Below are 20,932 nucleotides of genomic sequence, written 5' to 3'. Positions count from 1 at the left end.
GTCTTTCTCTATGGTATGGTACTGAGCGTACGGATTTTCCGCAGGCTTTGGCTGCGGCTTCGCCTCACCGTGATCCGCTGGCGCGCGGCAGCCCCGACGCCGCATTCTCCGACATATCGCCTGCCGCCTCTTGCGGAGCGGAGATCATCTCCTCCGGCGCGGGAGATGCTGTATTGGAAGCATCGGCTGTATTGGAAGCATCGGCAGGTTCCCGCGCCGCATCGGTCGGGTCTTCATCGTTCCCTCGCTGCTGCCCTCGCTGCTGCGCATATTGTCCTTCCGGCAGACTGCCACCGCTCAGGATGACCAGCAGCACCCGCCGATTGGCGTTGCGCCCTTCGGCGGTATCGTTGGATTGCGCCGGGCGGTGTTCGCCGAGCCCGATCACGGCGAGACGAGCCGGATCGATGCCCTGGCGCATGAACAAATGTACGACACCGGCGGCGCGCGCGGCCGAAAGCTCCCAATTCGAAGGAAACGCCTGCGTCCTGATCGGCCGATCATCCGTATGACCCTCCACCCGTATCGGATTGGGATAGGGATTCAGCACGGCGGCCAGCTGCTGCAATACTTCTTTCGCATGATCTGACAAGGTCGCGACGCCGCTCGGAAACAGCACGTCGGTATTGATCTCCACTTCCACCCACAGGCCATGCCGGCGCACGATGATGAGTTTCTCCCGGATCATATCCGCCATGGCGCGTTCGACTTCCTGCGCCACCGTTTCCAGCTCCTGCATGGCTGCTTTGCTGTGCAGCGCCTCGGCCGCATAACTCTTATCGGCTACATTGCCGGCGTCCTGGCGTTCCGCCTCTCCCGCCAGCCTCGGCATCGGTTCCAGCATCTGGCGCGGCTGTCCCTCCAGCATTGCCTGCTGTACGATGCTCATGCGGATATCCGCGCCCGATCCCACCTGCTTTTCACCGGCCTGTACCGGTGCGAAGGTACGCGGGGAGCCGCGAAAGGCGGCGACCAGGGAATCGGAAAGGATGCGATACTTGCCCTCGTTCACCGAGGACATGGCATACATGACGACGAAGAACGCCAGCAGCAGGGTGATCAGATCCCCGTAAGGGATCGCCCATGCCTCATGGTTGACATGTTCCTCGTGTTTATGGCGGCGGGCCAATGCTGCATCCGGGTTAGTGCAGATAGCCCTGCAGCTTCGATTCGATGCTGCGAGGATTTTCGCCCTGAGCGATCGAAATCATCCCTTCGATGACCATCTCGCGCGCTTCGCTCTGAGCCTGGATCGCAACCTTGAGCTTGTTGGCCGCCGGCAGAAAAAACAGGTTCGCCATGCCGATACCGTAGATGGTCGCGATGAATGCCGCCGCGATCCCGTGACCGAGCTTGGATGGATCGGCCAGATTCTGCATCACCGCCATCAGACCCATCACCGCGCCGATGATGCCCAGGGTCGGCGAATATATGCCCATGCCCTCGAATACCTTTGCCGCTCGCGTATCGGCCTGCTCGCGCACGTTGAGATCGACCTCGAGAACGTTGCGGATCACGTCCGGTTCGCTGCCGTCCACCACGAGCTGCAAACCCTTGCGTACGAACTCGTCGTGCTCCTGCTCGATCATCGGCTCCAAGCCAAGCAAGCCTTGCTTGCGCGCGGTATTGCTCCACTCCACCATTTTTTGCACCAGTACATGACGCCCGATGGTCGGCGGCCGAAACAACCAGGGCAGCAGCCGCAGGGCGCGCTTCATGACAGGCAACGGCGTCTGCACGCAAATCGCCGCCACCGTACCGACGATCACGATCATGAACGCTGCCGACGACAGCAGTGCCTTGACACCGGCTCCCTTGAGTATCGCGCCGCCCAGGATTGCGGTGGCGGCGAGCAATAGGCCGATGAGACTCAGGACATCCATGGATGACTACATCCCCAATCCCGACAACAGCGCATCCACGTCCTGCTGCCCACTGACCGCCGGACCGCGGTCGATACCCGGGATCGCCGGTCCGAAGCCGCGGCGTGTCTCATCGGACAGCACCGCTGCGGGTTGGGTCGTGTGGGTACCGGACAGCTGCACCAGATTCCCCAAGGCCACTTCCAGTTCGCGCACCAGCTTCATGACGCCACGGATGATCTGTCCGGTGAGATCCTGATATCCCTGCGCCAGCAATACTTCGGACAAGTTGCTGCGCACCAGTTCGATATCGGTTCGGGTTGTCTCCAGGAATTCATCCATGCGCAGGGTCAGGCTGCGAAATTCATCCACGGCGATGTTGCGCGCACGAAAGCGTTTCCATGATTCGACGATCTGTGTTGCCTCGCGCACGGTGCGTTCGGCCAGCGGTCCGGAGCGTTCGACCAGATCCATGGTTCGATGAGCCGCCTCCTCCGTCAACTTGAGGACATGATCCAGACGATGATGTGCATCCGGAACCTCCTTCTGCGCCAGATCCATCAGCCGCGAGTCGACACGAAAGGTGTCCAGGGCCGACTGCAGGCCGCCGGTCAGCTTGCGCAGTTCATCGAACAGCATACGTTCACGGCGCTGCACGAGCGCATCCAGCTCCATCAGGAACTGCAGCTCATCGCCCGCCTCCAGGGCACCGGTGAGCGCGGCGACGCCGGCGCCGTATTCCTCGCGCAGAGCGGCGATAGCCGGGTTGGTGGTTGGATTCATGTAGCTCCCCGCTGCGCCTTGTCAGCCGCATCCGTTGCAGTTTCCGCAGTCGCGGAGGCCTGTGCAGGCGATGCTGCCGCGGATCGCACTCGCAGCCGCACCGTCTGGCGCCGTAGTTGCCGTTGCGCCGAATGATTCATGCCGCACGCTGTTCAAGGATCTTGTCGATCTTCTCCTTGAGCGTGACTGCCGTGAACGGCTTGATGACATAGCCGTTCACGCCCGCCTGCGCCGCTTCGATGATCTGCTCCCGCTTGGCCTCGGCCGTCAGCATCAGCACCGGAAGCTTGGCGAGTTGCGGATCGGCGCGAACCGCCTTGAGCAGGTCCAGGCCAGGCATGCCCGGCATGTTCCAATCGGTGACCAGGAAGTCGAACTGGCCGGACTTCAGCATCGGCAGCGCCGTCTGTCCGTCGTCGGCTTCCGCAACGTTCGCATAGCCAAGGTCGTTCAGCAGATTCTTGATGATGCGGCGCATGGTCGAGAAATCGTCGACCACCAGAAACTTCATATCTTTGCTCACGAATGCTCTCCACTACCGTGCACGCTGTCCCCGCATGCTGTCCAAAGTCCGCTAAAGCGTCCGGCCGAACCTTTCGCACGGCCGGAAGCATCCGTCACGGACGCGCCGGATCCCGATCCCGCCAATCCGCGAGACGTGCCTTCAGGCGCAGCAGCGCCTGGCCATGCAACTGGCAGACGCGCGACTCCGTTACGTTCAGCACCAAGCCGATTTCCTTGAGATTCAGTTCATCGTCGTAGTACATCGACATCACCAGCCGCTCTCGTTCCGGCAACTGACCGACTGCCTCGGCCAGCGCCTGGCGAAATCCTTGCTCGCTCGCATCCCGGAAGGGATCCGCACGCTCATCCTCCACCCTGCCCAGCAGCGAGTCCTCATCGCCGCTGACCTCGTCCAGACTCGCGACGCGGCAGCTGGCCGCATCGCGCGCAATTCGGTGATACTCCTCTACCGGTACACCCATGCGCCCGGCCACCTCGATATCGCGCGCCTCGCGGCCGAATTCCGCCTCGAACTCCTGTATCGCCGCGGCGGCGGCCCGGGCCTTGCGATGCACCGAACGCGGCGCCCAGTCGAGCTTGCGCAGCGCATCGAGCATCGCCCCGCGTATGCGTATGCCGGCATATGTCTCGAAACTCGCGCCGCGATCCGAGGCATAGTTGGCCGACGCCTCCAGCAGGCCGATCATGCCCGCCTGGATCAGATCCGAGACTTCCACCGAAGCCGGCAATCGGCCCGCAAGGTGGTAGGCGATACGCTTCACCAGTTCCGCATGGCGCAGCACCAATGCCTCGGAATTGGCACCTTGCGCGGGATGCGCCTGATAGGCGCGCAGCCCGCTCATCGCACGACCTCGAGCCGAGGCGCCGGGCGCTGCACCAGCCGTTCCACGAAAAATTCCAGGTTTCCACGAGGACAATCCGGTACAGGCCATTTATCGGCCTTGAGCGCCAATTTCTTGAATGCGCGCGCTGCCGGACAGGCCGGGAAGGCGACGACAACCGGACGTTGTTCACGGATCGAGCGCCGCAGATAGGGGTCGTCCGGGATCTCCCCGATGTATTCCAAGGTGATATCCAGGAAGCGACTGGTCACCCGCTGCAGCTTGTCGAACAGCGCCACCCCCTCCCCCGGCGAGCGCGCCATGTTGGCCAGCACATGGAATTTGCTCACGCCATGATTGCGGCTGAGCACCTTGGCGAGCGCGTAGGCATCGGTCATCGAGGCCGGCTCGTCGCAGACCACCAGCAGCACATGCTGGGCAGCCTGCGAAAATTGCATGACGCTGTGGGAAATGCCCGCGGAGGTATCCACGATCAAGGTATCGACCCGCGTGCTCAAGGCGCTGAAGGCCTGCACCACCCCCAGGTGGCCGACGGCGGAAAGGTTGGCGAGATCGGCCACGCCTGAAGCACCCGGCACGATCTGCAAGCCATGAGGTGCCTCCAGGATGATTTCCTCCAGCGTACGTTCGCCGTTGAGCACATGGGCCATGGTGTAGCGCGGCGACAGGCCCAGAAACACATCGACGTTCGCCAGTCCCAGATCACCGTCGAGCAGCATGGCGCGGCGCCCCAGTGACGCCAGCGTGGTCGCCAGGTTCACCGCCACGCTGGTCTTGCCGACGCCCCCCTTGCCGCCGGTCACGGCAATGACCTGCACCGGCCCGGAGCTGGCGGCGCGACGCAGTCCTGATGTCTGCATACTTTTCATCCATTCCACCTTGTCTAGATTCCTTGGGAAAATTCATGCCAGCGCATGCGCCACCGCCCCGAAGCGCCGGCTCAACAAGTCTTCATCCGCGCTTGCACCGGCGCTGCGCGACAATTCCACGGCGCGCGCGATCAATCGATGGGCGCGTGCCGGATGCAGGTCCTCCGGCACGCGTTGACCGTCGCTGAGATAGGCCAGCGGCAGGCCGGAACGCATCAGCATCGACAAGGCGCCGCCCAGGCTGGCCGCCTCGTCGAGCTTGGTGAGCGTGCAGCTGACAGGCCGCGCGGCGGCAAATTGCGCAACCGCTTCCTCGATTGCACCCGCCTGTGCAGCGGCACTGATCACCAGGGCGGTTTCCAGGCGATCGCCGGCGCGCGCCAGCAGGTCGAGTTCATTCCCCAGGCGCGGATCGCGCTGACTCAGCCCCGCCGTATCGATCAACACCAGACGCTTGCTGCCGAGATGATCCAGTAGTTCAGGCAGTTCGGCCGGGCCGTCGATGGCGTAGGCGGGTACGCCCAGCAGGCGCCCCAAGGTATGCAGCTGCTCCTGGGCGCCGATGCGCACCGAGTCGGTCGTCACCAGCGCCAGTTCGCGCGGTCCATGCCGCATGACCCATCGCGCCGCGAGCTTGGCCAGCAAGGTCGTCTTGCCCACACCGGTCGCGCCTACCATGGCAACGATGCCGCCGGATTCCACCCAGCGCTCCGGGACGACCTCGATGCGCCGGGCCATGAGCGCCAGCGCCAGACGATAGGCCTCGGCCAGCTCCAGCCTGGACGGCAGTTGACTGACCAGCTCGCCGGCCAGATCGTGGGCGATACCCAGCACGCTGAGCTGCTTCAGCAATTCGGTCTGGATGGGCGCGCGGCGCGACAAATCGTTCCAGGCCAGGGTGGCCAGCTGCGTCTCCAGCATGCGCCGCAGGTTGCGCAGTTCCTCGTTGACATCGACACCGGCGCCTTCGCCGGCGGCGATCTCGGCCCTGAAATCGTCCCTGAAATCGTCCCTGGAATCGTCCCTGAATTCATCCATGACATCCGCGGCGGCCGGCGCACCGCGATGCAACGCCTGGACGTCCGCCTCGCGAGGATTCGCACAGGCGCCTGCCCGAACCTCGGCGCGGGCATCGCTCCGCGCCTCCCAAGCCTGACTCGCTGCTTGAACAGGGGCCTGCGGCGCCTCGCAGTCATAGTCGACGGCCGCCACGATCTCCACGCCCCCGGCGATCCTGCGGCTGGACAGAATCACGGCATCCGGGCCCTGCGCCTCCTTCACCAGACGCAGCGCCTGGCGCATATCGGCAGCTCGATATTGTTTGATCTTCATGCGGGTTCTCTCATCGGCCCACGGCACTGACCAGTCTTACCTTGCGGTTGTCCGGAATCTCGTTCCACGCCAGTACATGCATGCCGGGGACGATGGAACGGATGAATCTCGCCAGGGTCTGGCGCAGCTGCGGCGGCACCAGAAGCACGGCCGGCTCCCCGGTCAGCTCCTGGCGCTGTGCGGCCTCTGCAAGGCTGCGCTGCATGCGCTCGGCCAATCCGGGTTCGAGTCCCGGCGTGGCGGCATTGCCGCCGTTCAGCGAGTTGCTCAGCAATTGCTCCAGCTCCGGCTCGAGCGTGATCACCGGCAGTTCCGTTGTCATGCCGGCAATGTCCTGGACGATCTGGCGTCCCAGCGCCACACGCACCTGTGCCTGGAGTTGCTGCGGATCCTGGGTGCGCGCGGCATGCTCGGCCAGCGTCTCGACGATGGTGCGCATGTTGCGTATGGGCACACGCTCGGCCAGCAGGCCTTGCAACGTGGATACGACCGTACCCAGCGGCAGCAGCCGCGGTGTGAGATCCTCCACCAGCTTCGGCGCGCCCTTGGCCAGCGTATTGAGCAGTTGCTGCACTTCCTCATGACCCAGCAGTTCGTGCGCATGCGTCTGGATCACATGACTGAGATGGGTCGCGATGACCGTCCCGGCATCCACGACCGTGTAGCCCAAGGTCTGGGCCTGATCCCGCAGACCGGGCTCGATCCAGACGGCTGCCATACCGAAAGCCGGGTCATGCGTCTCGATACCCGCCAGCGTGCCGAACACCTTGCCGGGATTGATGGCCAGCTCGCGCTCCGGGTAGATCATTCCTTCGCCGACCGGCACACCGGCGAGGTTTATTCGATAGACATTCGGCGACAGATCCAGGTTGTCGCGAATGTGTACAGGCTGGATCAGGAAGCCCAGATCCTGAGTCAGCTTGCGGCGCACGCCGCGAATACGCGCCAGCAGATCGCCGCCCTGCGCCTTGTCGACCAGCGGTACCAGGCGGTAGCCTACTTCCAGACCGATGATGTCCACCGGCTGCACATCGTCCCAGGTCAATTCGCGCGACTCGGACGGCGGCGGCGCCGGCGCTGGCGCCGCTTGCTCCTGGACCGGCTCGGCCTGCGAACGCTTGTACAACATCCAGGCGCCGGCGCCGCACAGGGCCGCCATGGCCAGAAACGGCAGATTCGGCATGCCCGGGATCAAACCCATGACCCCCAGCAGTCCTGCGGCAATCCCCAATGCACGTGGTTGACCCATCAACTGTTGGATCAATTCTCCGCCCAAGTCTTGAGAACGTGACATACGAGTCACGATGATGGCTACCGCGGTCGACAGCAGCAGCGCCGGGATCTGCGCCACCAGGCCGTCACCGATCGACAACAATGTATAGGTGCGCGCGGCATCGCCGAACGACAGGTCATGCCCGATCGTGCCGATACCGATGCCCCCCAGCATGTTGATGACCAGGATCAGGATGCCGGCGACCGCATCGCCGCGCACGAATTTGCTGGCGCCATCCATCGAGCCGTAGAAATCCGCCTCGGCGCGCACTTCGCTGCGGCGCAGCCGCGCCTCGTCCTGGGTGATCAAGCCCGCATTCATGTCCGCATCGATGGCCATCTGCTTGCCGGGCATGGCGTCCAAGGTAAAACGGGCCGTGACTTCCGATATGCGCCCCGCGCCCTTGGTCACCACGATGAAGTTGATGATCGTCAGGATCGCGAACACGATCACGCCCACCGCATAGTTGCCGCCGATCACGAACTCTCCGAAAGATTCGATGACCCTGCCGGCCGCATGCCCCCCCGTGTGTCCTTCCAGCAGCACGACCCGCGTCGAGGCAACGTTCAACGCCAGGCGCAGCAAGGTCGCCAGCAGCAGCACGGTCGGAAACATGCCGAAGTCCAGCGGCCGCGCCACATAGAACACCGCCATCACCACAATGATCGATAGCGCGATGTTGAACGTGAACAGCACATCCAGCGCCAGCGGCGGCAGCGGCAGGATGACCATGGCCAGTGCCGCCATCACGCCGATCGGCACACCGATGCCGGAGCTGAGGAGCGAACGCAGATTCAACGATGATGCAGCGGCGGCCATGGATACGGGTTGCAGACTGTAGATTTCCAGCACCGAGCGTCGGCGCATTGACACGGCCCGGAACGGTGCAACTCCCGAGCCAGCGGCGATGCCGGCGGGCGCCAAGTCTTCAAAGTGTGAAGGAATGCCGTTTCAGGCCGTTCCCACCCCCACTCCGTCCCTACCCGCAGCCCCACTCCCGATTGCGCGTTCCGGCCGATGATGGACACCATTCCGGGGTCTGGGCTCCCACCCATGACCTTCCGCCCGCGGTGCATTCTCTTGATGCATCGCGGGCGGAAGGTCATGGGTGGGAGCCGCCCCTCGATACGCTGCCGGCAAGATCTGGGGCGGGGCCGGCCCTATTCCTCGACCTTCACCACCGGACGCGGCGGCGGCGGCATGCCGGCGCGCCGGGCCACGCGCAGCTGGAACACGTAGCTCAGCACCTGTGCGACCGCTACATACAAAGATGACGGCACCTCCGCACCGATATCGACGCTGCGATGCAGCGCCCGAGCCAGCGGCGGCGCTTCGAACAACGGCACGCCGTGCTCGGCCGCCAGTTCACGGATCCGGGCGGCGATCAGGTCGGCGCCCTTGGCGACGACGACCGGCGCGCGCATGCGCTTTTCATCGTAACGCAGCGCCACGGCGAAATGGGTCGGGTTGGTCACCACCACATCCGCGGTGGGAATCTCCTGCATCATGCGCTGGCTGGCGATCTGCTGCTGCAGCTGGCGGATGCGGCTCTTGATTTCCGGGGAACCCTCGCTTTCCTTATGTTCCTCACGGATTTCCTGGCGGCTCATGCGCAACTGCTTGGCGTGCTGCCACAGCTGATAGGGCACATCGAACCCTGCGATGATCAACAGTCCGCCGGTGGTCGCCAGCAACGCCTGTCCCGCCAGCGTCAAGGCATGGCCGATCGCCTGAGTGAGAGGCTCGCGGCCCAGCGCCATCAAGGTCGGCGCCTCGTTCCAAAGCACCAGCGCCGCCACCAGCGCCACTATGCCGAACTTCGCCAGGGCCTTGGCGAGTTCCACCAGCGCGCGCACCGAGAACATGCGCTTAATGCCTTCCAGCGGATTCAGGCGCTTGAATTGCGGCGCCAGCGCCTGGCGGCTGAAATTCCAACCGCCCAACACCATGGGGGCGAGCAATGCCGCCAGCAGGGCCACCGCCAGCACCGGCGCGCAGGCGCGCAGGCCCTCGCCCGCCGCATTTCCCAATGCAGGCAAAAGATAGGACAGGTCGGTGGCCTGCTCGCGCGATAGCGAAAACCCTCGCTGCATCAGGCCTGAAAGGCGGCCGGCGATCTGCGATCCCAGCAGGTACATCGCCGCGCCGACGGCCAGGGTCACGGCCGCTGAATTCAGGTCGCGGGAACGAGGCACCTGCCCTTTGCGCCGGGCATCCTCCCGGCGCTTGGGTGTTGCTTGTTCGGTACGTTCCTGTGCGCTGTCCTCGGCCATGCGCTCACTCCGCGCCTGACAGACTGCGCAACAGCGCGAATACGCCTTCGAGCGATCCGGCAAACCCCGTCAGCACCGAGGGCAAGCCCACGTAGATGATCAGCAGGCCGGAGATCAAGGTCACCGGAAAGCCGACGGCGAACAGGTTCAAGGTCGGCGCGGCCCGGCTCATGACGCCGAAAGCGAGATTCGTGACCAGCAGCGCCGCCATTCCCGGTAGAGCGACCGCCAGCGCCCCGGCGAACAGCTGGCTGCCCCAGGCGGCGAGAAGCCAGGCCGAGGAGCCGCCGAATCCGTCCGTGCCGACCGGCAAGGTCGTGAACCCCTGGGCCAGGATTTCGATCAAGGCCAGATGTCCGTTCAAGGCCAGAAATACCAAGGTCGCCAACAGCATGTACAGCTGTCCGACGACCGGCGTATTGGTACCCCGCAGTGGATCGACGTTGAACGCGAAACCCAGGCCCATGGTGTTCGACAACAGCTGTCCTCCCAAGGTCAGGGCATCGAAGATCAGCTGCAGGGCGAAACCCATGGCCACACCGATGAGAACCTGCTGGATCGTGATCATGAAGCCTGCGATGGAGAACGGTACCGCCAGGGGAGGCGGCACGAGCGGCGCCACGATCAGGGTCACTGCGCCGGCCAGCAGCAGTCGCACGCGCGGCGACACGAAACGCGCGCCGAAAACCGGCGCCGTCATGAAGCAGGCACCGATGCGAATGAACGGCCAGAGATACTGCGACAGCCACTCCTCCAGCTGTCCGCTGGCAAGCTGCAGCATCAGCCGATCAACCCCGGAATGCTCTCGAACAGCTCGCGCGTATAGCCCACGATCAATTTCAGCATCCACGGGCCGGCGACCAGCATCATCACGGCCATGCCGATCAACTTGGGAATGAACGACAAGGTCATCTCGTTGATCTGCGTCGCCGCCTGGAACACGCCGACCAGCAGGCCGATGCCAAGCGCGGTAAGCAGCAGCGGCGCCGCCAGCAGGACCGTGATCTCCAAGGCGCGCTGGCCGATGGTCATGACGAGTTCGGGAGTCATGTCGCAGGCCTCATGTATAGAAGCTTCCGGCAAGGGTGCCCATGATCAGGCTCCAGCCGTCCACCAGCACGAACAGCATGATCTTGAAGGGCATCGAGATCAGCACGGGAGACAGCATCATCATGCCCATCGACATCAGTACGCTGGCCACCACCAGATCGATGATCACGAAGGGAATGAAAACCATGAAGCCGATCTGGAATGCAGTCTTGAGCTCGCTGGTGGCGAATGCCGGCACCAGGATGCGCATCGGCACGTCCTCGGGTTTCTCGAAGCCCTGTCCGCGGGAGATTCTCACGAATGTCGCGATATCGCTTTCGCGCGTCTGATCCAGCATGAACTGCTTCAGGGGCTGCGCGCCCTGCTCCAGCGCCGCCGCCGCATCCATCGTGCCGGCCATGTAGGGCTGCAGCGCACCGGTATTGATGCGGTCCGCCACCGGGCCCATCACGAACAAGGTCAGGAACAACGCCAGGCCGATGAGCACCTGATTCGGGGGCGCCTGACCGGCGCCCAGCGCCTGGCGCAAAATCGCCAGGACGATGATGATGCGTGTGAAGGCCGTCATCATGAGCACGATGCTCGGCAGCAAGGTCACCGCCGTCATCAGGATCAAAATCTGCAGGGTGAGCGAATATTGCTGCCCTCCATCCGGCGCGCCCGAGACGGTCACTACCGGGATCCCGGCAGCGACCACTATTTGCGGCAGCAGCATTGCCGCCATCGCGGCCGCCGGCATGAGGTAACGCAAACGTCCGCCGCGCGCCGCGCGAATCCCGCCGGGCGGCCGCGGCGCCGGCCCTGCGATCCGCCGCGCAATCCCTCTCAATGGCCCTCTCAAGGGCCCTCTCACGAACGGTCTCACAAGCTGGCTCGCCGGCTGGCTCAGGGGCTGGCTCACGGGCGTCCTCATCGACCGAGACTCCGCTTCAGGATGGCCTTGAACTCCGAGCGTATCGCGCGCTCCGCTGTCGCGCTCTCGGTATCGCCAATGTCTCCGGACACCCTGGTGCTGTGGCGTTTCGGTTTTATCGGCACGGGCTCCTCGAGCACATGCAGCAGGTTCACGCGCCCCGGCGCCACCCCCAGCAGCATTTGCTGCTTGCCTACCTGCACCAGCACGGCGCGCTCCTTGGTGCCGACCGCGGCGTCGGCCACGATCTCGATCGCCTCTGCGCCCGGCCGGCCGAAGCCGCGCAGCCGTCGCAGCAGCCATGCGGCCGCGAATACCGCGGCCAGCACCAGCGCCAGCGACGCCGTCACCTGCACCAGGTTGGCGGCTCCGTCGACGGCCGCCGGCACCGGTGCCTGCGGGACGGCGAAGCGCTGTTCGGCGGCAGCGGCTATGTGCGCCATACCACCGCCGGCGCACGCCGCCAGCACCATCGCAGGGCGATACGCCAAGAACCGAAGAATCCGCAAGTATCGTCCGGCAAGCGGCCACGCCGCCTTGCGGCGCTCAATGGACATGGCGGCGCCTACTTCAGCTTTCTGATGCGTTCGGCAGGCGAAATCACGTCCGTCAGACGTATGCCGAACTTCTCATTCACGACCACCACCTCGCCGTGGGCCACCAGGGTGCCGTTGACGAAAACGTCCAAGGGCTCGCCGGCGGCGCGATCCAGTTCCACCACCGATCCTTGGTTGAGCTGCAGCAGATTGCGAATCGGGATGCGCGTGCGCCCCACTTCCATCGACAAGGTGACCGGGACATCCAGGATGACTTCGAGGTTGACCTCGCGGGACTCGCTGAGTCCGCTGTCCTCGAGGTCGCTGAATTCGGCGGCGCGGGCCTGCGTTTCGGGTGTGCTCATGACGGGTCTCGATGCTCTGTCGGTGTGCTGCAATTCGGTGCTGATGCGAAGCGGTAATGCGAAACGGTATTGAAGCGAAGCGTGGGCGGCATGCTCAGTTCAGCGTCTGGATGGGCTCGTTCGGGTTCACGGCCGTTCGGCCGGCAAGGGTTCGAAAATTTTCGGCTTGGAGCGCAGCACCCGCTCGGTGATCTGCACCGCCTGCTGGCCGTGCGAAACCCCGAAGGGCCCCCGGAATACCGGCACGTCCTCGACCATCACCGTTGCGCGTCCGGTAAAATCACAGGGCAGGATGTCGCCGATCTTCATGTCCATGAGCCGCTGCATGGTGACGCTGCCGCGGCCTAAGATCGTCGTCAGCTCCACCTCCGCGTCCTCGATCTCCTCCTTGAGCGCATGCGCCCAGCGTTCATCATGTTCGATGCGATCGCTCGCCACGCCCGCATCGAGTTGTTCGCGCAGCGGTTCGATCATGGCGTACGGCATCGTGATATGAATATCTCCGCCGCCGCCGTCGAGCTCGACATGGAAACTCGTGATGACGACGATTTCAGTCGGGCTGGCGATGTTGGCGAAATGCGGATTGATCTCCGAATTCAGATATTCAATATCCAGGCACGCGATATGCGACCAGGCTTCCTTCATGTCGGCGAAGACGTGACGCAGCAGCATATGGATGACGCGGCTCTCCGTCGCCGTGAACTCCCGGCCTTCGATCTTGGCAAAACGGCCGCTGCCGCCGAAGAAATTATCCACCGCAGCGAACACGAACTTCGGGTCGAGCACCACCAGGCCGGTGCCGCGCAGCGGCTGGATCCTGATCATGTTGAGGCTGGTCGGTACATGCAGGGAGTGCACATACTCGCTGAATTTCTGCATCTTGATGGGCGCCACGGCGACTTCGGGAGTACGCCGGAGCATATTGAACAGGCTGATGCGGAACAGACGGGCGAATCGCTCATTGATCATCTCGAGCGTCGGCATGCGCCCGCGCACGATGCGTACCTGGTTGGTAAAATCGTAGGAGCGCGCCTCGCCCGGCGCAGGCTCGCGCTCCGTGGCGACCGCGCCGCTGTCCACGCCATGCAACAGCGCGTCGATTTCATCCTGGCTGAGTACGTCGTTGGCGGACATGAGCTTTACTGCATGACGAAGCTGGTGAAAAACAACTGCTCGACCTTGGCGGGATGCCCTCCCTCCGAGGCGATCACCTCGGTGACCGCCTCCAGCGCCTCCCGGCGCAGCCGATCCTTGCCGGTACGCGTGCTGAGCGTCTCGTATTCCTGTCCGCTCAGCAGCATCAGCAGGTCGTTGCGCATCCGGGGGTCATGGAGCCGGATCATGTCGGCGGTCACGGGATCGCGCGTCATGACTTCGATGCCGACCTGTAGATAGCGCGTCATGCCCCTGGCCTCGAAATTGACCACCAAGGGCGGATCGAACTTGATATAGATGGCGGGTGCCTTCGGTACGACCCGGGTGGTACGGCCCGGCGCGTTCGCGGCAGGCGACATCAGGAAATACGCGCCGGCACCAGCGGCACCGAGCAGCAGTACCACGATCAGCGCCATCAGCGGCCAGCGGAATCTGCGCGTAGCGGGAACCTCGGCCTCGGCTGCGGGAGGAACATCGGGCATTACATGAAACCTCGACAAACAACTCTGGCTGCAATAAAGCAAGCCTCGTGCCAGGGTTTCTCGATATTACGTAAACAATTGATTATAAATAATAAATCAATAAACAAAGACTGTGATTCAAGACACGGAGGCGGCAGGCGACAAAAACTTGGCGCGGGAGTGTTGCAGCACGGCCGGCGGGCTTCATCGGGAATGGATACGCCCCAGCAGCTCGGGCGGAACGGCTTCCGGCCAGGCGTAGATTGGACGCAGACGGCTAGGCGTAGGTATCGAGCAGACCCAGCGGCACCTGGACGCGCAGCGCGACGCTTCGGCCGGGATCCTCGGCAGCGATGCCGGCGAGCGGCTGCCCGCGCCCCGTCGATGCCGGCACCTGCGGTTGCCGCGGCGCTTCATGGAAGACACCCGTATCGGCCAGCGACAGGCCTTGTGCAGCAAACATTTCACGCAGGCGCGGCATGGCCGCTTCCAGCGCAGCGCGCGTATCGGGATGAGACGCGCCGAACCACACCGATGCCTGATCATCGTGTATGGCGATACGGATCTCCAGCGGACCGAGGTGTTCGGGTGACAGGCGCAAGGATGCCGTATGCCTGCCCTGTTCCGTCATCATGTTCATGCGGGCGGCGATCTCGTCGGCCCAGGCGGCGGTGCCGACGCTCTGGTGCACCGTGCGCGCCGGCAGGGCATCGCTCCCCGGAGCGATGCGTGCCGGTGCGGCCTCGCCGCTGACGCCGGCCGACGCGAAGGATTCCACGGCATCGGCCGGCGCGTCGGCCGGCTCCGATTCCAGCACGGCGAGCAACTGCCTTGCCTCCGCGAGCATACCGCTCACCATGCCCGTACCCATGCTGATACCGGAACCGATGGTGGAGCCTATGCCGGAGCCGGAGCGGATATCGGAGCCGATGCGGGAATCGATACGGGGGTCGATGCGGGAGTCGATGCCGGGATTTTTCCCGGAATCCTCGCCCGGCACCCCGTCCGGGAAATTCGGCGGCGGCAGCATGGCGAGCATGTCCGCCAATTCGTCGAGCGTCTCCGCGCGCTGCCGATCGCCGGGCTTCACCTCGGCGTTCGATAATTCGGCCGGCAGCTCAGGCGCCGCCCCGGCGGGAGCATCGCCGGCATCGATCTGGCCGAGCATTTGCTGGAATAGCCCGCAGCCCGAGGATGCGCCATCCGCACCGGCGGAACCGCTCGGCCTGGCGGGCGCGGCCGGCTGCAGGGCAGGAATGTCTGCACTCATGAACGATTCACCTTTCGTTGCGCTCTTTCATCGCTGTCGCGCTGCTCGCGGCGGTCCAGCGCCTGGCGTTCCTCGCTCTGCCAGCGCTCGAGCACATGCCCCAAGGCCTTTGCCCGCCTGGCTGCTTCCTGCCAACGAGTACGTTCGGCGTCCCGCTGCGCCGCCGCACGGCCGACCAGCTCCTGCTGCTGCCCGATCGCCTGCCCGAGGCGTGCCAGAAACGCCTGGTAGTCACGCAGACCGGTCACGCCCATGCCGCTGCCGGCACACCGTGAAAAATGAGTTTCGTATTCACTGCGGTAGCGCCGCAGTTCCTCCAGCCTGGACTCGCTTTCACGCAGGCGCTGCTCGCAGGCGGACAGACTCTGCGCTAGGCGCTGCTGTGCGTCATCGACCAGGTTGCGGACCGGTTGCAGGCGTTTCGCGCGAGTCATTCGCTCCCTCTCCGCGGCGCGCCTCGACCCTGCCCGGTCATTGCGTCTCTCCGCTCGTTTCGCCCGTCTCTGCCACGAGTGCCGCCAGTTCCTGAATGCTGCGCTCGAAGTCCACGCTGTCTTCCACATCCTGGCGCAGGAACTGCTGCATCTGCGGCCATAACGCGATGGCGGCATCGATGCGCGGATCGCTGCCGGCGTTGTAGGCGCCGATCGCGATCAGGTCGCGGTTCTGCTGGAACAGGGACAGCGCCTGTTTGAAGCGCCGCGCCATGGCGGTGTGCCGCGAGGGCACGATGTCGTGCATGACCCGGCTGATCGATGCTTCGATGTCGATGGCCGGATACTGGCCGGACTCGGCGATGCGGCGCGACAGGACGACATGCCCATCCAGGATCGCACGCGCGGAGTCCGCGATCGGATCCTGCTGATCGTCGCCCTCGGTCAACACCGTATAGAAGGCGGTGATCGAGCCATGGCCGCTGGCGCCGTTGCCGGCCCGCTCGACGAGCTGCGGCAGGCGTGCGAACACCGATGGAGGATAACCCTTGGTCGCCGGTGCTTCGCCGATGGCCAGGCCGATCTCGCGCTGCGCCTGGGCAAAACGCGTCAAGGAATCCATGATCAACAGCACGTTCTTGCCTTGATCGCGAAAATACTCCGCGATCGCCGTGGCCCGCCAGGCGCCGTGCAGGCGCATCAACGGGGGATTGTCGGCCGGCGTCGCCACGACGACCGCTCGCTCGAGTCCTTTCGGTCCCAGGATGCGCTCCACGAATTCCTTGACCTCGCGGCCGCGCTCGCCGATCAGTCCGACCACGATCACATCGGCGCTGGTGTAACGGGCCATCATGCCCAGCAACACGCTCTTGCCGACGCCGCTGCCGGCGAACAAGCCGATACGCTGCCCGCGTCCCACGGTCAGCAGCGCATTGATGGAGCGGATGCCCACATCCAGGGGTTCCTCGATCGGCTGGCGCGAGAGCGGATTGATCGGCACGCCGGTAAGGCGGACGCGCGCCGGACAGCTCAGCGGACCCAGCCCATCGAGCGGCGTACCCGCGCCATCGACGATGCGGCCAAGCAGCTGCGGTCCCACGGCCGCCATTTCCGCTCCCAGGCGAGGAATCACGCGCGCATTGGGCTTCAATCCATGGATGTCGCCGGTGGGCATCAAATACAGCCGGTCTCCCGAGAAACCCACGACTTCCGCCTCGATGCGCTCCCCCGCACCGGCCAGCACATCGCAGCGATCCCCGACGGCGGCCTGGCAACCGGCCGCCTCCAGGGTCAGGCCCACCATGCGGGTCAGCACCCCTTCGACCGGCGGCGGCGGCAGACGCTCCAACAGAGCGGCGCAGCGCGTCAGGTGGCGCGTCCACTGCGCGGGGCCGGCCGAATGCGCCTGGCTGGCTTCATGGAGACCGCGTTCATGAGCACCGGGGACGTTCATGAAGACTCCGCCGGGCGAGAAGGATCCTCCGGCGCACCGGGCGGCGCACCGGGCGACACATCGGCCGCCGCATGGAGCGATGCGCCGCGTATGGGCCGCGCGGCATCCTCGCGCTCCTCGCCGCCCAGCAAGGCGCCGGCCACCGCCTGGATGCGGGTCTCGAGGCGGGCATCGATCTGTGCGGTCTGGGTGGTCACCCGGCATCCGCCGCGCGACATCACCGGATCCTCGAGCAATGTCCAGGCGGGCTCGACTCCGGGACTCGCCAGCTTTTCGCGAACCAGCGCCGCATCCTGGGGATGCAGGTGCACCCTCACATCGCGAGCGGCGGCCGGCAGCAAACCGACCGTTTCGCGAATGATCGCAATGACCTGGGCGGGCTCGATGCGCAACTCGCGGCGCACCAGGTGTCGCGCGATGCTCAGCGCCAGCTGCACGAGCTGCTCCTGCACCTCCAGGTCGAATTCCTGGAACGGACGCGACAAGGAGGCCAACATTCCTTGCAGGGATTCGACCTGGCGCTCGATCTCCGCGAGCCGCGGCTGCATCCGTAGCTGCGCGGCCGCCGTGCCCGCCGCCAGTCCTGCCGCATGCCCCGCCTCGTGGCCCTTGGCATAGGCTTCATCGAAGGCGCGCCGCTCGATCTCCTCGAGTTCACCGACCGTCCTGCCGATCCGGTGGCCCGGCCCATCGGCCCTGATCGACGGTAGATCCCACAACGATACGGCACTCATACGAATGCCTCGCCTTTACCGCCGAGCTGAATGGTGCCGGCTTCCGCCAACTTGCGCGCCAGGGCCAGGATCTCCTTCTGCGCACCCTCCACCTCGGACAGGCGCACGGGTCCGCGCGTCTCCAGATCATCCTTGAGCATCTCGGCGGCGCGCTGCGACATGTTATTGAAGATTTTCTGTTTCACTTCCTCATCGGCACCCTTGATTGCCAGCAGCAAACGTTCGCTCGGGATGGCGCGTAGAATTTCCTGCATGCCGCGATCATCGATGCTCGCCAGATCATCGAACACGAACATCAGGTCCTGAATCTTCGCACCCAACGGCTCATCGACCTTCTTGATCTGTTCGACCAGTTCGCCCTCCTGGCTGGAATCCATGAAATTCAGGATATTCGCCGCGGTCTTCACGCCGCCGATGATGGAGCTCTTCAGGGCGCCGGTATTGCCGGCGAACTGCTTCTCGATCACCTCGTCCAGTTCATGCAGCGCGGTGGGCTGGATGCCGTCGAGCGTGGCGATGCGCATAATGACGTCGGTGCGCAGCCACTGGGGGAATTGCGCCAGGATTTCGGCGGACTGATCGGAATCCAGGTAAGCCAGCACGATCGCGATGATCTGCGGATGTTCCTGGCGCACCAGTTCGGCGACGGCGCGGGCATCCATCCATTTCAAGGCCTCCAATCCCTTGCTCGAGCGGCCGAACAGGATACGGTCGATGACGCCGCCGGCCTTGTCCTCGCCCAGCGCGCCGATCAGCACCTTGCGTAAATAATCATCGACGCCGACACCCAGCGAGGTCTGCCCCTCGATCGTGGTGGTGAACTGTTCCAGGATATGCGTCACCTCCCGGCGCGAAATATTCTGCAATTGCGTCATGGCCGCGCCGATGCGCTGCACGTCCTTGGCGCCCATGTGCTTCATCACCTGGGTGGCGTCCGCCTCGCCCAGAGTCAGCAACAATATCGCCGCCCGCTCGGTGCCGTTTCGCTTGAGCGCTTCCTGCTCGTCCATCCTATTCATCTTTTCCGACCCATGTCTTGACGACCTGTGCAACGCGGGCGGGATCCTGGTTGACCAGCGCCCTCGCCTGCTCGATCCGTTCCTCGTAACCGATCGACCTGTCGACCAATTCGCCTTGCGCTCCTTGCGCCGGCGCGCCTGCGTCGGTGGGCGCGGGCAGCGGCGCAGACGCCTGGGGAGCACGCGGCGGATCCAGCAAGCCGCGCACCAGCGGGCGCAGGACGGCGAGCACCAGCACGAGCAGCACGAGCAGACCTGCCAGGAGCTTCGCAATATCGCGAATCAAGGGACGTTCCCACAGCGGCACCGGCTCGATCTCGATCGGCTGCATTTCAGGTTCGCCCCGGAACGCGGCGTTGACGATATTCACGCTGTCGCCGCGGGCTTCGTCGAAACCTACGGCGTCCTTCACCAGGCGCGTCATGTTGTTCAACTGCTCACTGGACAAGGCCGTCTCGTTGATGCTGCCATCCGCGGCCACCGTGCGCTGGTTGTCCACCAGCACCGCGACGCTCAGACGCTTCAGCCGACCCGCGGGCTGGCGGGTATAGGCGACCGTGCGATCGATTTCGTAATTGCGGGTGGATTGCCGGGACACATTATCGGGCGGCACGGGTACCGCGGTCTCCGCCTGCCCCTGGCCGGCGGCGCCGGACACCGCGATGTCGCTCACACCCGGCGCCAGCGCCGTACCCGCGACGGGCGGCTGATTGGTGAGCGCGCCGGGCACGCCTTGCGGGCCGGTGCCGTTGCGGCTGGTCTCCTCGGCCGATTGTTCGCTGCGCACGATCTGACTGTCCGGCCGATATTGCTCGCGTGCTTCCTCGGTCGTGGACAATTCCACATCGGCCACGACTTGAGCGCGCACGCGCCCGGGGCCGACCAGCGGCGCCAGCAATTGCTCGACACGCTGGGTGTAGCGCTCCTCCAGCGATCGCGCCAGCTCCAACTGCTTGTCACGCGCCGCCAGTTCGTCATCGCCGCCCGGCGAGGACAACAGCCGGCCCTGCTGATCGACGACCGTGACCTGCCGTGCATCGAGTTCCGGAATACTGGAGGCGACCAGATTCACGATCGCCGTCACCTGCTGGGGTTCCAGGCGCCTGCCGGGCTTCATTTGCAGGAATACGGAGGCGCTCGGCGAGCGCCGGTCGCGGATGAAGGCCGACTGGCGCGGCATCGCCAGATGCACCCGCGCCGCTTCGATCGCCTGCAGGTTGGCGATGGTGCGCGCCAATTCCATTTCCAGTGCATGCTGATAGCGGGCGCCTTCCATGAACTGGCTGACGCCCAGACCGGAATTCTTGGACAGCACGGCGAAGCCGCCGTCGTTCTCCGGCAAACCCTGTCCGGCGAGCTTCAAGCGGGCATCGTGCACCTGCTGCGAGGGCACGGTGATCGCTCCGGTGACGGAATCCAGCTTGTAGGGCACGCCGTTGCTTTCCAGGGCCTGCGCGATCTGCGCCGCGTCCTGGGGACTGAGCTTGCCGAACAGCAGGCTGTAGTTGGGTTCCTGGGACCATAATACGACACCGACGCCCGCCGCCGCGGCGGCGGCAATGCCCAGCAGCAGCAGCAGCGGCTTGAGATTCGGCGGAATCAGGAAAGGGCGCCGCAGCGCGGCTGCCTCGGCACTCATATCCGGCTCCGGGAAAAGGTCTGCAAGGCGTTCATGGCTTCGTGCGCACCAGGTTGCGGGTCATGTCGGATCATCTTGTGTCAGATCGAGTCATCTTGGATCAGGAACGAAGTCATCGGATTTCATCACTGTAAATACTGCTCC

Annotated in this window: 21 protein-coding genes and 1 pseudogene; all 22 read right to left on the bottom strand. The window is 64.6% G+C overall.

Annotated elements, in window-relative coordinates; translation table 11 throughout:
• Window positions 1-64: 64 nt before the first annotated feature.
• The 22 genes and pseudogenes from motD to fliF all read right to left on the bottom strand — a co-directional run bounded on the left by motD (window position 65) and on the right by fliF (window position 20,788).
• Entirely contained in the window at window positions 65-1,129 is a 1,065-nt protein-coding gene (gene motD, locus ACG33_RS05790) for a flagellar motor protein MotD (protein WP_066919490.1), read from the bottom strand.
• 13 nt (window positions 1,130-1,142) lie between these two features.
• Window positions 1,143-1,883 carry a flagellar motor protein gene (locus ACG33_RS05785; RefSeq protein WP_066919488.1) on the bottom strand — a complete coding sequence of 247 codons (741 nt, stop codon included), beginning with the start codon at window positions 1,881-1,883 and terminating at the stop codon, window positions 1,143-1,145.
• 6 nt (window positions 1,884-1,889) lie between these two features.
• On the bottom strand, window positions 1,890-2,645 hold the full coding sequence (locus ACG33_RS05780) for a protein phosphatase CheZ (protein WP_066919486.1): 756 nt from the start codon (window positions 2,643-2,645) through the stop codon (window positions 1,890-1,892).
• Between the two features lie 136 nt (window positions 2,646-2,781).
• Entirely contained in the window at window positions 2,782-3,156 is a 375-nt protein-coding gene (cheY, locus tag ACG33_RS05775; protein WP_066919484.1) for a chemotaxis response regulator CheY, read from the bottom strand.
• A 106-nt stretch (window positions 3,157-3,262) separates the two neighbouring features.
• Complete coding sequence (locus ACG33_RS05770; protein WP_066919481.1) at window positions 3,263-4,012, bottom strand: RNA polymerase sigma factor FliA; 750 nt, start codon at window positions 4,010-4,012, stop codon at window positions 3,263-3,265.
• Window positions 4,009-4,881 (bottom strand): MinD/ParA family ATP-binding protein, encoded by an 873-nt coding sequence (locus ACG33_RS05765; protein WP_066919479.1) that lies wholly within the window; start codon window positions 4,879-4,881, stop codon window positions 4,009-4,011. Before ACG33_RS05765 ends, ACG33_RS05770 begins: the two co-directional genes overlap by 4 nt.
• Window positions 4,882-4,914: 33 nt before the next feature.
• Window positions 4,915-6,213 carry a flagellar biosynthesis protein FlhF gene (gene flhF / locus ACG33_RS05760; protein ID WP_157071682.1) on the bottom strand — a complete coding sequence of 433 codons (1,299 nt, stop codon included), beginning with the start codon at window positions 6,211-6,213 and terminating at the stop codon, window positions 4,915-4,917.
• 10 nt (window positions 6,214-6,223) lie between these two features.
• Window positions 6,224-8,305 (bottom strand): flagellar biosynthesis protein FlhA, encoded by a 2,082-nt coding sequence (gene flhA, locus ACG33_RS05755; protein WP_066922864.1) that lies wholly within the window; start codon window positions 8,303-8,305, stop codon window positions 6,224-6,226.
• A 341-nt stretch (window positions 8,306-8,646) separates the two neighbouring features.
• Window positions 8,647-9,759 carry a flagellar biosynthesis protein FlhB gene (flhB, locus tag ACG33_RS05750; protein ID WP_066919475.1) on the bottom strand — a complete coding sequence of 371 codons (1,113 nt, stop codon included), beginning with the start codon at window positions 9,757-9,759 and terminating at the stop codon, window positions 8,647-8,649.
• Between the two features lie 4 nt (window positions 9,760-9,763).
• Window positions 9,764-10,540, bottom strand: coding sequence for a flagellar biosynthetic protein FliR (gene fliR, locus ACG33_RS05745; protein WP_066919473.1), 777 nt, complete (start codon window positions 10,538-10,540; stop codon window positions 9,764-9,766).
• Window positions 10,540-10,809: a flagellar biosynthesis protein FliQ gene (gene fliQ, locus ACG33_RS05740; RefSeq protein ID WP_066919471.1), complete on the bottom strand. Its 270-nt coding sequence runs from the start codon at window positions 10,807-10,809 to the stop codon at window positions 10,540-10,542. The genes fliR and fliQ overlap by 1 nt, the downstream gene beginning before the upstream one ends.
• Before the next feature lie 10 nt (window positions 10,810-10,819).
• Window positions 10,820-11,548 (bottom strand): flagellar type III secretion system pore protein FliP, encoded by a 729-nt coding sequence (gene fliP / locus ACG33_RS05735; RefSeq protein WP_066919469.1) that lies wholly within the window; start codon window positions 11,546-11,548, stop codon window positions 10,820-10,822.
• A gap of 170 nt (window positions 11,549-11,718) precedes the next feature.
• Window positions 11,719-12,279: a flagellar biosynthetic protein FliO gene (gene fliO, locus ACG33_RS05730; RefSeq protein WP_066919467.1), complete on the bottom strand. Its 561-nt coding sequence runs from the start codon at window positions 12,277-12,279 to the stop codon at window positions 11,719-11,721.
• An 8-nt stretch (window positions 12,280-12,287) separates the two neighbouring features.
• Window positions 12,288-12,548, bottom strand: a pseudogene (fliN, locus tag ACG33_RS05725) (flagellar motor switch protein FliN); the annotation flags it as partial.
• 201 nt (window positions 12,549-12,749) lie between these two features.
• Window positions 12,750-13,757, bottom strand: coding sequence for a flagellar motor switch protein FliM (gene fliM, locus ACG33_RS05720; RefSeq protein WP_066919463.1), 1,008 nt, complete (start codon window positions 13,755-13,757; stop codon window positions 12,750-12,752).
• Between the two features lie 5 nt (window positions 13,758-13,762).
• On the bottom strand, window positions 13,763-14,260 hold the full coding sequence (locus ACG33_RS05715; protein ID WP_066919461.1) for a flagellar basal body-associated FliL family protein: 498 nt from the start codon (window positions 14,258-14,260) through the stop codon (window positions 13,763-13,765).
• A 256-nt stretch (window positions 14,261-14,516) separates the two neighbouring features.
• Complete coding sequence (locus ACG33_RS16470) at window positions 14,517-15,509, bottom strand: flagellar hook-length control protein FliK (protein WP_066919459.1); 993 nt, start codon at window positions 15,507-15,509, stop codon at window positions 14,517-14,519.
• Entirely contained in the window at window positions 15,506-15,943 is a 438-nt protein-coding gene (fliJ, locus tag ACG33_RS05705) for a flagellar export protein FliJ (RefSeq protein WP_066919457.1), read from the bottom strand. The genes ACG33_RS16470 and fliJ overlap by 4 nt, the downstream gene beginning before the upstream one ends.
• Before the next feature lie 37 nt (window positions 15,944-15,980).
• On the bottom strand, window positions 15,981-17,396 hold the full coding sequence (gene fliI, locus ACG33_RS05700) for a flagellar protein export ATPase FliI (protein WP_083536490.1): 1,416 nt from the start codon (window positions 17,394-17,396) through the stop codon (window positions 15,981-15,983).
• Window positions 17,393-18,130, bottom strand: coding sequence for a FliH/SctL family protein (locus ACG33_RS05695; RefSeq protein ID WP_066919455.1), 738 nt, complete (start codon window positions 18,128-18,130; stop codon window positions 17,393-17,395). Before ACG33_RS05695 ends, fliI begins: the two co-directional genes overlap by 4 nt.
• Window positions 18,127-19,140: a flagellar motor switch protein FliG gene (fliG, locus tag ACG33_RS05690; RefSeq protein ID WP_066919453.1), complete on the bottom strand. Its 1,014-nt coding sequence runs from the start codon at window positions 19,138-19,140 to the stop codon at window positions 18,127-18,129. The genes ACG33_RS05695 and fliG overlap by 4 nt, the downstream gene beginning before the upstream one ends.
• Before the next feature lies 1 nt (window position 19,141).
• Window positions 19,142-20,788 (bottom strand): flagellar basal-body MS-ring/collar protein FliF, encoded by a 1,647-nt coding sequence (gene fliF / locus ACG33_RS05685; protein WP_066919451.1) that lies wholly within the window; start codon window positions 20,786-20,788, stop codon window positions 19,142-19,144.
• Window positions 20,789-20,932: the final 144 nt, after the last annotated feature.

Origin of the sequence: Steroidobacter denitrificans, from assembly GCF_001579945.1 — a bacterium.
Classification (GTDB): domain Bacteria; phylum Pseudomonadota; class Gammaproteobacteria; order Steroidobacterales; family Steroidobacteraceae; genus Steroidobacter; species Steroidobacter denitrificans.
The sequence above is the reverse complement of the archived record's forward strand: the minus strand, read 5'-3'. Positions and strand labels throughout refer to the sequence as shown.